Consider the following 14,402-nt stretch of genomic DNA (forward strand, 5'->3'; position numbering starts at 1 on the left):
TTTTTTAGAGGTTAGATGAAAATTGATGAGAAAGGAAGATTTCAAGAATTTGGAATTTCCTAAAATATCAACTTGAAGTCTATGATTAAATCTCTAAAATTCTGGCCTTATCCTATCCAATAATTTTGAAGATTCAGCAAATTTAAGGAAATCAATCAATAATGCAAGACGCTATTACCTCCGTTATTAATTCTTCTGACATTCAAGGTAAATACCTTGATGCTGGTGCTCTAGAGAAGCTCACTAACTACTTTGCCACAGGTGAACTACGGGTTCGCGCTGCAACTACTATCAGTGCGAATGCTGCAACTATTGTTAAAGAAGCTGTAGCTAAGTCTCTACTTTACTCTGATATTACTCGTCCTGGTGGTAATATGTACACCACTCGTCGTTATGCTGCTTGCATCCGTGACTTGGACTATTATCTACGTTACGCTACCTACGCTATGCTAGCTGGCGATCCTTCCATTTTGGATGAGCGTGTACTAAATGGCCTCAAAGAAACCTACAATTCTTTGGGTGTTCCCATCGGTGCTACTGTACAAGCTATTCAAGCTATGAAGGAAGTTACTGCTGGCTTAGTCGGTCCTGATGCTGGAAAGGAAATGGGTGTTTATTTCGACTACATTTGCTCTGGCTTAAGCTAATTTGGCAATCAGTCAAAAAGACAAGAAAAGGTAGATTTACCTTTTTGATTTGACTGATGTTTTACTATGAGGCTAGGGAAACCTAGAGTGAGTGTTAGATTGCCAAAGGCTTATTATTGAATAAATAATCTGTTTTAGTAAACTAGCATTGATTCTATAGGTTCCCTGCCTTAGGAGTTTTTAGGTTTGAGATTTGAGGCGATCGCATTGTTTAGAAATGCTCATGTTAGATTTAAGTATGGGGTCGTCAATATATGAGTTTAGATAATCTCAAAATTAAATGATAATTTAGATAAGTCTAAACATTATTGAGAAAAGCAGCTCCCTTTTGTCTTTGACTATGGGATACATGAGCCAGTGCGCCCTTGCTGGTCCCCCGACTTAAAGCAACTGGCGTGGTGTCGTAGTTCACCCAGCCAGAGTAACACCTGCGATCCGAAGGATATGTCTTGTGTGACTGTATTTTTATGAACTATTTGACTGTTTACCCTAAATGTTTTACAAAAGAATTTAAGAAAATATTCAGCGACTATTAGGAGAAACTTGTATTATGAGAATGTTTCAGATTACTGCTTGTGTTCCAAGCCAAACTCGTATTCGTACCCAACGAGAACTACAAAATACCTACTTTACTAAGCTTGTCCCTTATGATAGCTGGTTCCAGGAACAACAAAGAATTATGAAAATGGGCGGTAAAATTGTTAAAGTCAAGTTAGCTACTGGTAAACCAGGAGCAAATACTGGGTTACTTTAAATTACTGTTTTGAAAAATGGTAGTAACATAGAGGTCTTTTGACCTCTTTTTTTGTTTGTACTTTTGATCCGAAACTGGGTTTATGGAAGGTATCGCAGAAGAAAGAAGGAAGAAGAAAGAAGAAAGAAGAAAGAAGGAAAATCGCTTTGTCTGAGTTTTAAGCTTTTGCTCTGTCCTAATTTTTGCTTCGACTGCTATAATTTTTACCCAAAACAATAGTGGGAATTATGCCTATTTCTGACTCTAAAGTCACCGAAAAACTCCTTTCTACCTACTGACCCAGTCCTCCTGTGATATAAAATCCGGTTATATAATATATGTTGATAATTCTATAATTACTTCAATCTCCCCTACTCCCCTACTCCCTTACTCCCCTACTCCCCTACTCCTAATATTTTAGCTGTGTTAGTCTACTACTTTGCGCCCTAATACCAAAAAAGTAGCACCATTATTCCAAATTCCTTCTGGTTTAATTAACCGTTCTAATTCTTCTTCAAATTCGGCTTTCATTTGTTCTATTTCCTCGGAGGAAAGTTGTGTAATTGGATTAGGAATATTTCCTGGGGAAGGATAATAAACTAAATTCCACCTTTTTTTAGTATCTTCTAAACTTAGATAACTCCCATGATTTTCCATTTCAACAGAAATTATTTCTAAGTCTGCTTGTGTCAATAAATCCTGGTATTTTTCAATAGTATTTACCGAATAATTAATAATTCAATAATTCAATAATTCAATAATTTAGGTTGAAAGCCTCCCCTTTCAAGGGGAAAAAAATAAATTTTTTCCTTTTATTCAATCCTCTTCCTTTTAGGGAGAGGTAATTATCAATTATCAATTATCAATTATCAATTATTGAAGGTATCTGATAAATGAAAAAAATCAAGATTTATTCCATGATTTTCTAATACTTTTTCCAAAACAACTATCCCTGCAAAATCTGTTTCAGGTATACTATGAAGACCTATGCAACCACCAGGTTTGAGAAACTGAGACAAAGACGTAAAGTAGCTGCTTTCTCTGCCATTAAGGGAAAAGCATTAGCACAGAAAATTAGGTCAAAACTGTTAGCTGGAAAGTCGATATTTTCCCCATCTGCTAACTGAAATTCTATATTTGTCAGGTTTAATTGTGCAACTTTTTTTCTTGCTTGTTCGAGTATTCCACTAGAAATATCTATCCCCACAACCCTACCATTATTGCCTACTAATTGAGCTACTTCAATAGCAATATGACATGTACCAGTAGCAATATCTAAAACTTTATCTCCTGGTTTAATTTGTGCAGATGCAACCAGACGATGGGTAATTTGAGAATGCCATTCACTTTCATCATAGTTTTGGCTTCTATGGCTATAAATTTTAGCTAATTCTTGTTTATATCGGTCTAATTTTACGTAAGCATTCAGCCGTCAGCAATCAGCTAGCCTCCTCCGGAGGAACTGCGAACTTCAGCTATTACTTTTAGTTTACTATCAAAGCTTTATTAATTGTCTTACTAGAAAAGTAGGCTCCCTTGACCTTAAAGTCTATTTTAATTTAAACACTGTCCTATATGAGAAAGTATTGTTGCTGATAGCTGACAGCTAATAGCTGAATGCTTACAATTTTACTTGGTTATTCATCATTAAACTTTGTAATTTAATAGCAAGCATTTCCTACGGAATGCTGCGCAAACAGCACTCAGCTATCAGCTATCAGCTATTACAGCAGTTTCGGAGTTAGTGAGGTACAAAGTTTTATCACTTTAGTAGATAGGAAAGATAAATTAGTTTTCAAGTGTACCTCACCATCCTAAAAAGTGCTGTAATTTATTACTTTTTGAGCATAAATTAATAGCTGATAGATTTAAGGAGAATTAAAAGTATTGGAAAAAAAACTGACCTTGACGAGAGAGAGTGTATACTCATTATTTATGAAACAGCTGAAAGCTGAGTGCTAATAGCTGTTTGCGCAGCATTCCACAGGAAATGCTTACATTTAATACATAATGAATGAAGCAGTACATTCACTCAAGTTATATTATACAGGTTGCTTTTTTTAAAACTATATGTTAAAAAAAGAATATGATTTTTGCTAGAGAATTAAAACTGGGAGCAGTATCAATTACTTGAAAAATTTATAAAATTTTTATTATTATTTATCAAATCCTTAGAAGAAAAATTAATCCTTTCAAATATACAGGTATCTATGTTGGTACAGGCCGATCACTATAATATTAAATAAATAAAATTATCTATCTAAATATCTATGAAATATTCCGCATCTACATCTACTCAAAAATCTCCAAAAGCAAAACAAAATCAAGCAGAAAATTCTCTTCCTCCTAATACTGATTACAGTCAAATTGACACTAGCAAACTATCAGAAATGATGCAGCGTTATGTGGAAGTAAAACTACAATATTCTCATGCTCTTTTGCTATTTCGAGTAGGTGATTTTTTTGAATGTTTTTTTCAGGATGCTGTGACGATCGCTCAAGAATTAGAGTTAGTACAAACTACTAAACACGCTGGTAAAGAAATTGGTAGAGTACCGATGACGGGAGTGCCTCACCATGCGGTGGAAAAATATGCTGCTATGTTAGTAGAAAAGGGTTACGCTGTGGTTGTTTGCGATCAAGTAGAAGATTCTGCTATTGCGAAAAAAGAAAACCGTCAAGTCAAGCGTGAAATTACTCGTATCCTTACTCCGGGTACTCTGACTGACGATGGAATGCTCAAACCTCGCTACAATAATTATTTAGCTGCGGTCGTTATTGCCAAAAATTATTGGGGTCTTGCTTACACTGATATTTCTACCGGAGAGTTTCTTACTACCCAGACCCAAGGTTTAGACCAACTCACTCAAGAATTGATGCGTTTGCAACCGTCGGAAGTGTTATTTCCTACGAACGCGCCTGATATCGGTTTTATGTTGCGACCGGGAGAAAAATCGGATCATCTTCCAGAATGTCTGCCTAATTCTTTCTGTTATTCTCTACGTCCGCAACAACCTTTTACTTTAGGGGAGGCAAAGGAGCGACTATTGGCAAAATTTCAATTGACATCTCTAGAAGGTATTGGTTGCGAACGTATTCCACTGGGGGTGCGTGCTGCGGGTGGGTTGCTGGAATATCTGGAAGAAACTCAAAAGGAAAATCAAGTTCCTTTACAACGTCTGCGAAGTTATACTTTGGCAGATTTTTTGATTATCGACCACCAGACTCGCCGGAATTTGGAAATTACTCAAACGGTGCGAGACGGGAGTTATCAAGGGTCGCTATTGTCGGCGATCGACAAAACTAGCACTGCAATGGGTGGGCGTGCTTTACGACGATGGTTGCAGCAACCACTTTTGAGTCTGAAGGGTATTCGTGCTAGACATGACACTATTGATGAACTGATAAGTAATAACGATTTGCGTCAAGATATTCAAAGAGTATTGCGTCAAATTTACGATTTAGATCGTCTAACTGGGCGTACTGGTGCTGGTACTGCAAATGCTAGAGATTTAGTTTTTTTAGCTGATTCTTTAACGAAACTTCCTGAACTTTCGGCATTAGCATTGGCGGGTAATTCTCCTTATTTAAAAGTCTTGCAAAAAATTCCGTCAATCTTACAAGAATTGGGAGAAAAAATTCATTCCCACTTAGTAGAGTCTCCTCCTCAAAAGTTAAAAGAAGGTGGGTTAATTCAGTCTGGTATAAATGAACAATTAGATCAGATGCGGAGGTTAGCTGAAGAAGACCAAAAATGGATTGCTAATTTGGAAGTTACGGAGAGAGAAAGGACGGGAATTTCTAATTTAAAGGTTGGTTATAATAAGGCTTTTGGTTATTATATTAGTATTTCTAAGTCAAAGGCAGATTTGGCTCCGGATGATTATACTCGGAAGCAGACTTTGACTAATGAGGAGCGTTATATTACTGAGGAATTAAAGGAAAGAGAAGTCAGAATTTTGACGGCACAAGATGATTTGAATGAGTTGGAATATGATATTTTTGTTGGTCTGAGAACTGAAGTGGGGGAACACGCAGAGGAGATTAGAAATGTTTCTCGCGCTGTGGCAGCTATTGACGTTTTGTGTGGTTTAGCGGAAGTAGCAATTTATCAAAATTATGTTCGTCCTACTATGACTGATAGTCGGGAATTGAAAATTATTGAGGGTCGGCATCCGGTGGTGGAAAAGTATTTGCCTGCTGGTTTTTTTGTACCGAATACTGCCATATTAGGAAGTAAAAATGTAGAGGAAAATAATTCGGGAATTACTCCTTATCCAGCTCCAGATTTAATTATTTTAACTGGTCCGAATGCTAGTGGCAAAAGTTGTTATTTACGGCAGGTAGGATTGATTCAATTAATGGCACAAACGGGTAGTTTTGTTCCAGCAAGTTCTGCTGTTTTGGGGGTGAGCGATCGAATATTTACTCGTGTGGGAGCTGTGGATGATTTAGCAACTGGTCAATCAACTTTTATGGTGGAGATGAATGAGACGGCAAATATTTTGAATCATGCTACGGAAAAGTCTTTAGTTTTGTTGGATGAAATTGGTAGGGGAACGGCAACTTTTGACGGAATTTCGATTGCTTGGTCGGTGGCAGAATATTTGGCAACGGAAATTTTGTCTCGGACAATTTTTGCTACTCACTATCACGAATTAAATGAACTTTCTTCTATTTTGGATAATGTGGCAAATTATCAGGTAACGGTGAAGGAGTTGCCGGATAAAATTGTATTTTTGCATCAAGTACAACCAGGTGGAGCGGATAAGTCTTATGGTATTGAAGCGGGAAGGTTAGCAGGTTTACCAGATTCAGTAATTCAACGTGCTAGACAGGTAATGGGGGAGATAGAAAAGCACAGTAAGATAGCTATTGGTTTGCGGAAAGGTATTAAGAAAAAAGAGGAGGAAGAGGTGATAACTGTGGAGCAATTAGATATTTTTAGTGAGGAATTTGGCGATAGTTTGTTATGAAGAAGGGAGTAGGGAGTAGGGAGTAGGGAGTAGGGAGTAGGGAGTAGGGAGTAGGGAGTAGAGAGCAGCAAAATTTGAAGGGTGCGTTAGACGGCAAAAATTTAGACTTTGAAAAGCATTTGAAAATCCGTCGTAACGCACCATTTTACTTAGGTGAAACTTCAATGTTTATCTAAGTATGTTAGCTTAGTTATAGTCGGGCTTCACTAATGTTTATTCTAATTTCTATTCAACCTTAGCCCTTTAAAAGTTTACAAATTTTTGTTCTGATACTTAGAAGAAAAGAATGACAAAACAGAATGACACAGAAAGTCTAGCCTGGATAGGTGGGGTTGTTTTAGTAGCGATACCCGTTATTGCTGTCATAGCTTACAACACATTCTTCAGCGTAAAACCTCCTTATCCTCCAAGAACTAAATATGGTACTCCCGAGGAAGTTATCATTACTCCGCCTTCTATTAATAGTGTTAAGCGCTCCAACTCTAAAGGAGCTATTTTGAATAAAGACACGAAAGTTGCTGTCTTTAGATTTGAAACTCCAGAAGGAACACAAGGTGGTACGCTGGTAAGTGATATGCTGGCTTCTTTACTGCAAAAAAATAATTTCGAGGTTGTAGAAAGAGAAAATATCGAGCGAATTCTTCGGGAGCAAAATTTGATTGATGAAGAAATGACAGACTTAGAAAATTTAGATGTGGCCAAAAGGTTGGGCAAATTAGTTGCCGTTGACTACATGATTTTTGGAGCGGTAACTCTCTACAAATCTGAGCCTCAAACAATTTACTTACCAATCCGTATCAAGGATGAAGATCGAGAAGAGTATGAAAACGATTACAACAAGTATAGGCAGTATTACATTGACAATATTTACAATATACTCTCTTTTTGGGTATCTAAAAAACAGAAATTAAAGAAGCTTAGAGTTGAGAAGGAAGTGCTTTCAATTGAGGAACTAGAGACCGAAATAAGTAAACTTTCTATAAGAGAGTTTCGAGTTGTGGCAAGTGTAGGCATTTCAGCAAAATTGGTTGATGTGAAAACTGGTCAAATAACATGGCTAGGGCAAGGTGAAACAAACGACTTTACTACTGTTGCAGCAACTCGAAGAATCCTAGAAGAATTCCTAAAATCTATTCAAAAATAGTAATAGATATTTACTTTAGGTATCTCCACTTTCAGTAAAAAGAATCAAACTTCTACCGTTCCATTGCAAAATTAGAGCTTTGGGAGATGTTTTTTCATCATTGCAAGTCAAAGTTAATTTCAAACCGAATAATTACTAATTGGTCATTATCTTGATAATCAAGATTAATCAGTTCACCCGTGATAAAAAGCTGTTTGGCCTCTGACTCATCTTGATAGTGCCATGCTAAATAGGTAGCTATTTTTTCTAAAGCATTCCGCTTACTATCAATTTTTCTATGAATTGATTTTTGCTTGCTTGAATATCCAGTGGCCTGCAAAATAAGATGTGTGTTTGACTCCTCTATAATTTTCACATCTATGTTTTTGCTAGTACTAAGCCTAGAATTTTCCCAAATAGATACTAACTCACGATCTGGCTCGGGTACAATAATTACTGTTTGCTCTGACTTAGGGTTTTTATTAGGTTGAAAAATAGGATACGAAGGTAAGGAATTAGTAGGTTCTGTTTTACTTGATTTGAAGGTAAATTGTTGAGCTACTGGGATGATAAAAAGTAATACTACAAATAAAACTAAAAAAACAAAAAAAGGTTTTTGAATAAAAAATACCATTCTTTTGATTTGTTCTAGCCTTTCCTCCTGCTTTCCCCCAGTCGCAGTGCTACCAAATGACTGAGGGTCTATGACTTTGGGACTGGCATTGATTCAAGTAAAGCCCGCGTATAAGCAGCAGCAACTGCGGCCGCATATCCTTGCCAACTATCTCCTTTATTTGAATCGCAATAATCACAAATACCACGCACAACTAAATACCCAATTTCGTAATTCCAAGTGGCATCCGCTATACCCGATCCTTCCATTTCAACTGCTTTTACCCCAAACCGCTCCCTTAATCGATCTCGTTTAATTGGATTTTTTAAAAGTTTATTAGCTGATGCTATTGGAGCAATAAAAACTCGTGGTTCACCATTTTTTCGTTTTGAATCTTGAGGATGTTCAACTATCTGGTTAGAATCAGTTGAACTTACTAGAATATCAGTTTCAATTGAAGGCCGTTGCTCACCTTCTGGAAGAAGTGCTTGGTCAATAAACTTAAGCCAAGGTTTTTCTCCCATCAGTTCATCTACTTTAAGAAGTTGAACTCCTTCTATTAGAGAAGCGCTAGGAGGTCTAGGTGGATGTCTGTCAATATTTTCTGTAATTGTTTCTTTATCAAAATCGTATTGAATAACACCTTTTTCACTAGAAATAACTAGATCGCCCAGACGAACATGGTCATCTGTTTTTTCTGGATGAGGAATACCACCTGCAATTCCTACCATAATGAGCGATTTGATATCTGGAAAACAATTAAGAAGAAGTGAAGCACGAATTGCTGCTATATTATTCCCCATTGATGCCAGACACAGAACTATAGTATGTTTTTCTTGATCATTTCTAGAAACTTCTCCAAGAATATATCGCTGACCTCCACCTTGTCCGGAAAAAGAAACCTCTTTGGTATTTTCCAGTACTTTTTTTACTGCTGCATACTCTTTAGGTAAGGCTGTAATAATTCCAATTTTTGGCTTTATTTCGCTAATTAAAGCCTCTTGTAGTTCTTTATGCTGCTGACCAGATAAACTCATATCATTTTACTAAGTACAGGACAAAAACTTGCAACAATTTAAAGGAAAAGGGTTTCATATAAATTGAAATAAATATTAGTGAAGCCCTATAACCAGGTTAACTTACTCAGACAAATATTGAAAGTATACCTAAAATGGTAATGAAGTTTTTAGAGGTTAATTTTATGGTGGTTTCATCAGCTAATACCCAATCTTTTGTGAAACTTATTGAATACTTAAATTCTGATTACTAGCGGAGGAATTAAAACTTTAGAAATTTATCAATGCTTAGGTGTTTCTGAAGTTTTGAAAAAAGGATGCTTGACTTAGGTAAAAATTTAATTATTAAGTCATAGATACGAGGTATCAAATGAGAATTATACAAACAACAGGAACAGTGAAAAATGGAGAAGTAAAAATTACTGTTCCTCCAGAATTTAATAATGGCGAAGTAGATATTATTCTTGTTGCCAAAAATGAGCCAGATGAATTTGAAATTATGCGGGAAATAGCAAAAACCAAAGGATATGATTCTAAGGAAAAGATACTCGACCTAATCAAGAAAGTTAAATTAGAAATGCTTCAGGAAAAAGATAGAATAAAATAATGTCTAAAATCAAACGTTATTATATCAGCAAAATAAAGTTATAAGAGGTAGATATTTTCCCTATCACACACTCTCAAGTTATGCGCTTCACAAAATGAAATGACTATTGCGACATCCGCAACAAAGAGGGGAGCTAGATATTTTTCCCCATCACACACTCTCAAGTTATGCGCTTCACAAAATGATATAGCTATTGCGATATTCGCAACAGAAAGGGGGGAGTAGATATTTTCCCCATCACACACTCTCAAGTTATGCGCTTCACAAAATGAAATGACTATTGCGACATCCGCAACAAAGAGGGGAGCTAGATATTTTTCCCCATCACACACTCTCAAGTTATGCGCTTCACAAAATGAAATGACTATTGCGACATCCGCAACAAAGAGGGGAGCTAGATATTTTTCCTCATCACACACTCTCAAGTTATGCGCTTCACAAAATGATATAGCTATTGCGATATTCGCAACAGAAAGGGGGGAGTAGATATTTTCCCCATCACACACTCTCAAGTTATGCGCTTCAGAAAATGAAATGACTATTGCGACATCCGCAACAAAGAGGGGAGCTAGATATTTTTCCTCATCACACACTCTCAAGTTATGCGCTTCACAAAATGAAATAGCTATTGCGATATCCGCAACAGAGAGGGGAAGTAGATATTTCCCTACTATAGACTCTCAAATTATGCGCTTCACAAAATGAAATAGCTATTGCCATATTCGCAAGACCAGAGGGGGAGTTAGATATTTCCCTACTACGCACTCTCAAATTATGCGCTTCACAAAATGAAATAGCTATTGCCATATTCGCAAGACCAGAGGGGGAGTTAGATATTTCCCTACTACGCACTCTCAAATTATGCGCTTCACAAAATGAAACTACTATTGCCATATCCGCAAGACCAGAGGGGAAGTTAGATATTTCCCTCCACACACTCTCAAGTTATGCGCTTCACAAAATGAAATAGCTATTGCGATATCCGCAAGACCAGAGAGGAAGTAGATATTTTCCCCATCACACACTCTCAAGTTATGCGCTTCACAAAATGATATAGCTATTGCGATATCCGCAAGACCAGAGAGGAAGTAGATATTTTCCCCATCACACACTCTCAAGTTATGCGCTTCACAAAATGATATAGCTATTGCGATATTCGCAACAGAAAGGGGAAGTAGATATTTTTCCTCATCACACACTCTCAAGTTATGCGCTTCACAAAATGATATAGCTATTGCGATATTCGCAACAAAGAGGGGAAGTAGATATTTTTCCCCATCACACACTCTCAAGTTATGCGCTTCACAAAATGATATAGCTATTGCGATATTCGCAACAGAAAGGGGAAGTAGATATTTTTCCTCATCACACACTCTCAAGTTATGCGCTTCACAAAATGATATAGCTATTGCGATATCCGCAACAGAGGGGAGAGGTAGATATTTTTCCCCATCACACACTCTCAAGTTATGCGCTTCACAAAATGATATAGCTATTGCGATATCCGCAACAAAGAGGGGAAGTAGATATTTTTCCCCATCACACACTCTCAAGTTATGCGCTTCACAAAATGAAATAGCTATTGCGATATCCGCAACAGAGGGGATAGGTAGATATTTTTCCCCATCACACACTCTCAAGTTATGCGCTTCACAAAATGAAATAGCTATTGCGATATCCGCAACAGAGAGGGGAGCTAGGTATAGCAGTCGCCTTCAAGATTCAGCACTTCGTACAAACCTTGCATACAACATCCCTACCTCCCAACCAAAGATATGTAGCAAAACTTTTGAGATTTCATATCAAAATATTGCTTAATTTATTTTTTAAACTGTCAGAAAAGAAACTTCCAAAATCATCAGTTACTTACCAAAATCACCTTTGATAACCAAACTACCAGCTTTAATATTAGCTGTTAAAATTTAAACTTATAACTTCCTTCAACACAAAAAAATATTATGACAACCGAACAAAAAATCGCTAACTTATTTCAAATGACAGACGAAGTTTGGGCACGTCATGCTAATCCCTGGAGTGTCTTAACTAGGTTCCCTATATTACCTTTAATAATTGTTTCTATTTGGAGTCGAACTTGGATTAATTGGTGGTGTCTAATTCCCATTATTATTGCCATTATATGGACTTGGATAAATCCCCGAATTTTCCCAAAACCAACCTCAACAAATAATTGGTTCTCAAAAGCAGTATTCGGAGAAAGAGTTTGGTTAAACCGTCAAAAAATAGAAATTCCCCAACATCATCAACCCGTAATTAATATTCTTAATTTAATTTCTTTTGTAGGTTTACCATTTTGTATTTGGGGATTAATTCAGTTGAATATCTGGCCGACTTTATTAGGAATTACTCTGGTACTTTTAGGTAAAATGTGGTTTCTCGATCGCATGGTTTGGTTATACGAAGAAATGAAAGATAATAATTATGAATATCAGAGTTGGTTGTATTAGTTAATAAACCTAAAATTATATGCAGATAAATCTAGATTAAAGTTAGCGATACTGCTAATTTAACCCTCAGTAAATACAAACTCCTGATAATTTTAAATCAGCTTTATCTTGGTCTTAAACTATTATTTATCAAAGCTTTTTTTCTATTTATTCTTTAAGTAGTAAAGTAATATTAATTAGACATCTCCTCCAAAAGAAGAAGTAGGGATTATGCATTAGGGATGCATGGAAGGTTCGTAGGGAGTATACAGTAAAGAATTAATTATTTTTGTACGATATTAATTTTATTTTTTATTATTGGAGATGTATATTGTATATTTGATAGTCAGCTTAAATAGGTAGGAAAAAATACAGCATATTCGGTCGTATATAAAGTACAGATCTTAACAATTAAATGTTCTCAGTGCAGGCATCTTGCTCGCTATGGGTGTACCTCAAACTTGGTGGAATCTGCTGTATTTTTAGATTGATATATTGTACACAAAAGTATATTTTTTATGCCCTACTCCCTACTCACTACTGACAAATATTAAATTAATTTTGCACAAGTATTTATAGTTTCCTTATCACCTGCTGAGATAACTCAGGGATAATCTGGAAGTAAAAATTCTAGATATCCAAAATAATACGGAGTTATATGAAGTTTTTGTTTTGTGTCTAGTTTCTTGGAGTCACTTATGTTATGTTTAGAAATTATCGACCTTAGTTTTTTCATAGTACATAAATGAGTAGTCGATCACCCAGAGTAATTCGGAATATTTAGAGTAATTTGATTTAGTTATACTCCATTTTACTCCAAATTACTGATAGTGTAGCTCCTCTCTCAAGAGGCTAACTAATAACTAATAACTAATAACTGATAACTGAAATGACCTACAGTCTCAGAATAGCAGACTTACCTAGCAATGAACGACCACGAGAAAGATTAATTGCCTCTGGTCCGAAAAGCCTTTCCACCGCAGAATTAATTGCTATTCTCTTAGGTACAGGTCAAGGAAAAGGGAAACTTTCTGCTGTAGGTCTCGGACAATATATACTCAATCAATTAAGTCAACATCAACGTGACCCCCTCTCAATTCTCCGTAATATTACAGTTCAAGAATTAACTCAAATTCATGGTATTGGTACAGCAAAAGCAACAACTATTCTAGCTGCCATTGAATTAGGAAAAAGAGTATTTCAATCTCGCCCTCCAGAATTAGCTCTTATTGAAAGTCCCCAAGCTGCCGCAGATGCTTTAAGTCAAGATTTAATGTGGCAAACCCAAGAAAAATTTGCTGTTTTACTCTTAGATATAAATAACCGCTTACTCGGAACTCAAGTAATTACCATCGGTACCGCAACAGAAACATTAGCTCATCCCCGTGAAATTTTTCGAGAAGTGATTCGCCAAGGTGCAACCAGAGTTATTATTTCCCACAATCATCCTTCGGGAAATGTGGAACCTAGTCCTGAAGATATCAACTTAACACGCCAATTGTTAGCAGGAGCGCAATTTTTAGCTATTCCTCTACTCGACCATATAATTATGGGTAATGGAGAACATTCCAGTCTGCGCCAAGCGACTAATTTATGGGAAGAATATCCTCAAGGAGATTGATATATAGCGCTACGCGCAAGTCAGAAGTCAGAAGTAAGTAGGGGCGTTAGCGGCAGCTCTGCGTTAGCAAATGGCCATTTGCCCCTACAGAAGCGATCTCTGACCCTCGTTTGAGCATTTAGGAATGTCCTAAGCTTTGCTTCGACTGCTATAGCAGTAGGTTCTTTGTCGTTTGACAATAAATTTGAGTGAAAAGGGAGTAGGTAGCACAGAACAGGAAATAGAAGAATTTCCTAACTTATTTGTGTAGTGCTTATCATAAGCATATTTTCAAAGTATTAGAGAAAAGCGATCGCCAATATATAGCAGTGGCCACTATAGTTAGGATTTGATATTATTAATTTTTATAGCAGTCGAAGGAAAGGGCAAGGACATATTAAAAGCTTAAAACTCAGACAACGCAAGATATTTCCTTCCCTCCTAGATAACTAAACGCCCTCCTAGATAACTAAACGCCCTCCTAGATAACTAAACGCCCTCCTAGATAACTAAACGCCCTCCTAGATAACTAAACGCCCTCCTAGATAACTAAACGCCCTCCTTCCTTCTTGCTTTTTATATCAAATCCGTTTTATTGGACATAAAAAAATTATCCAATAGTCATAACTACGCTCATCTTTGT

Annotated in this window: 14 protein-coding genes; 8 read left to right on the top strand and 6 right to left on the bottom strand. The window is 36.5% G+C overall.

Annotated elements, in window-relative coordinates; all coding sequences use genetic code 11:
* Positions 1-161: 161 nt before the first annotated feature.
* Both apcB and F6K23_RS33770 read left to right on the top strand, forming a co-directional pair.
* Entirely contained in the window at positions 162-647 is a 486-nt protein-coding gene (gene apcB, locus F6K23_RS33765; protein WP_293061327.1) for an allophycocyanin subunit beta, read from the top strand.
* A gap of 550 nt (positions 648-1,197) precedes the next feature.
* Positions 1,198-1,401 (top strand): phycobilisome linker polypeptide, encoded by a 204-nt coding sequence (locus F6K23_RS33770; protein ID WP_293164518.1) that lies wholly within the window; start codon positions 1,198-1,200, stop codon positions 1,399-1,401.
* A gap of 405 nt (positions 1,402-1,806) precedes the next feature.
* Here F6K23_RS33770 and F6K23_RS33775 read toward each other — a convergent pair whose 3' ends face one another.
* Positions 1,807-2,073: a hypothetical protein gene (locus F6K23_RS33775; RefSeq protein ID WP_293164521.1), complete on the bottom strand. Its 267-nt coding sequence runs from the start codon at positions 2,071-2,073 to the stop codon at positions 1,807-1,809.
* Positions 2,074-2,181: 108 nt separating this feature from the next.
* Here F6K23_RS33775 and F6K23_RS42430 point away from each other — a divergent pair, with 108 nt between their 5' ends.
* Positions 2,182-2,277 carry a hypothetical protein gene (locus tag F6K23_RS42430; RefSeq protein ID WP_367267899.1) on the top strand — a complete coding sequence of 32 codons (96 nt, stop codon included), beginning with the start codon at positions 2,182-2,184 and terminating at the stop codon, positions 2,275-2,277.
* Positions 2,278-2,365: 88 nt separating this feature from the next.
* Here the strand turns inward: F6K23_RS42430 and F6K23_RS33780 are convergent, their stop codons facing one another.
* Positions 2,366-2,809 (bottom strand): class I SAM-dependent methyltransferase, encoded by a 444-nt coding sequence (locus F6K23_RS33780; protein WP_367267900.1) that lies wholly within the window; start codon positions 2,807-2,809, stop codon positions 2,366-2,368.
* Positions 2,810-3,650: 841 nt separating this feature from the next.
* On the opposite strand from F6K23_RS33780, the gene mutS reads away from it, so the two are divergent.
* Positions 3,651-6,356 (top strand): DNA mismatch repair protein MutS, encoded by a 2,706-nt coding sequence (gene mutS / locus F6K23_RS33785; RefSeq protein ID WP_293164524.1) that lies wholly within the window; start codon positions 3,651-3,653, stop codon positions 6,354-6,356.
* Positions 6,357-6,642: 286 nt separating this feature from the next.
* Positions 6,643-7,500 (top strand): CsgG/HfaB family protein, encoded by an 858-nt coding sequence (locus tag F6K23_RS33790; protein WP_293164527.1) that lies wholly within the window; start codon positions 6,643-6,645, stop codon positions 7,498-7,500.
* A gap of 97 nt (positions 7,501-7,597) precedes the next feature.
* Here F6K23_RS33790 and F6K23_RS33795 read toward each other — a convergent pair whose 3' ends face one another.
* Positions 7,598-8,113, bottom strand: a complete 516-nt coding sequence (locus F6K23_RS33795; RefSeq protein WP_293164530.1) for a hypothetical protein — start codon at positions 8,111-8,113, stop codon at positions 7,598-7,600.
* A gap of 68 nt (positions 8,114-8,181) precedes the next feature.
* Positions 8,182-9,129 carry a 5'-methylthioadenosine/S-adenosylhomocysteine nucleosidase gene (locus F6K23_RS33800; RefSeq protein WP_293164533.1) on the bottom strand — a complete coding sequence of 316 codons (948 nt, stop codon included), beginning with the start codon at positions 9,127-9,129 and terminating at the stop codon, positions 8,182-8,184.
* A gap of 349 nt (positions 9,130-9,478) precedes the next feature.
* On the opposite strand from F6K23_RS33800, the gene F6K23_RS33805 reads away from it, so the two are divergent.
* Positions 9,479-9,715 carry a hypothetical protein gene (locus F6K23_RS33805; RefSeq protein WP_293164536.1) on the top strand — a complete coding sequence of 79 codons (237 nt, stop codon included), beginning with the start codon at positions 9,479-9,481 and terminating at the stop codon, positions 9,713-9,715.
* 38 nt (positions 9,716-9,753) lie between these two features.
* On the opposite strand, the gene F6K23_RS33810 is transcribed toward F6K23_RS33805, so the two are convergent.
* Together F6K23_RS33810 and F6K23_RS33815 are read right to left on the bottom strand one after the other, a co-directional pair.
* Positions 9,754-10,314 carry a hypothetical protein gene (locus F6K23_RS33810; protein ID WP_293164539.1) on the bottom strand — a complete coding sequence of 187 codons (561 nt, stop codon included), beginning with the start codon at positions 10,312-10,314 and terminating at the stop codon, positions 9,754-9,756.
* Between the two features lie 285 nt (positions 10,315-10,599).
* A complete protein-coding gene (locus F6K23_RS33815; RefSeq protein ID WP_293164541.1) occupies positions 10,600-11,349 on the bottom strand; it encodes a hypothetical protein in 750 nt (249 codons plus the stop codon).
* A gap of 324 nt (positions 11,350-11,673) precedes the next feature.
* Here F6K23_RS33815 and F6K23_RS33820 point away from each other — a divergent pair, with 324 nt between their 5' ends.
* Positions 11,674-12,180, top strand: coding sequence for a DUF6653 family protein (locus tag F6K23_RS33820; protein WP_293164543.1), 507 nt, complete (start codon positions 11,674-11,676; stop codon positions 12,178-12,180).
* 868 nt (positions 12,181-13,048) lie between these two features.
* The gene (radC, locus tag F6K23_RS33825; RefSeq protein WP_293164545.1) at positions 13,049-13,780 is read left to right on the top strand and encodes a DNA repair protein RadC; all 732 of its coding nucleotides are present in this window, start codon (positions 13,049-13,051) and stop codon (positions 13,778-13,780) included.
* The last annotated feature ends 622 nt before the right edge of the window (positions 13,781-14,402 follow it).

Origin of the sequence: Okeania sp. SIO2C9 (assembly GCF_010672455.1) — a bacterium.
GTDB lineage: Bacteria > Cyanobacteriota > Cyanobacteriia > Cyanobacteriales > Microcoleaceae > Okeania.

What these genes read in the sequence shown, in the direction of transcription:
- apcB (WP_293061327.1), top strand. Translation starts at nt 162, where the DNA reads ATGCAAGACGCTATTACCTCCGTTATTAATTCTTCTGACATTCAAGGT.
- F6K23_RS33770 (WP_293164518.1), top strand. Translation starts at nt 1,198, where the DNA reads ATGAGAATGTTTCAGATTACTGCTTGTGTTCCAAGCCAAACTCGTATT.
- mutS (WP_293164524.1), top strand. Translation starts at nt 3,651, where the DNA reads ATGAAATATTCCGCATCTACATCTACTCAAAAATCTCCAAAAGCAAAA.
- F6K23_RS33790 (WP_293164527.1), top strand. Translation starts at nt 6,643, where the DNA reads ATGACAAAACAGAATGACACAGAAAGTCTAGCCTGGATAGGTGGGGTT.
- F6K23_RS33795 (WP_293164530.1), bottom strand. Translation starts at nt 8,113, where the DNA reads ATGGTATTTTTTATTCAAAAACCTTTTTTTGTTTTTTTAGTTTTATTT.
- F6K23_RS33800 (WP_293164533.1), bottom strand. Translation starts at nt 9,129, where the DNA reads ATGAGTTTATCTGGTCAGCAGCATAAAGAACTACAAGAGGCTTTAATT.
- F6K23_RS33805 (WP_293164536.1), top strand. Translation starts at nt 9,479, where the DNA reads ATGAGAATTATACAAACAACAGGAACAGTGAAAAATGGAGAAGTAAAA.
- F6K23_RS33820 (WP_293164543.1), top strand. Translation starts at nt 11,674, where the DNA reads ATGACAACCGAACAAAAAATCGCTAACTTATTTCAAATGACAGACGAA.
- radC (WP_293164545.1), top strand. Translation starts at nt 13,049, where the DNA reads ATGACCTACAGTCTCAGAATAGCAGACTTACCTAGCAATGAACGACCA.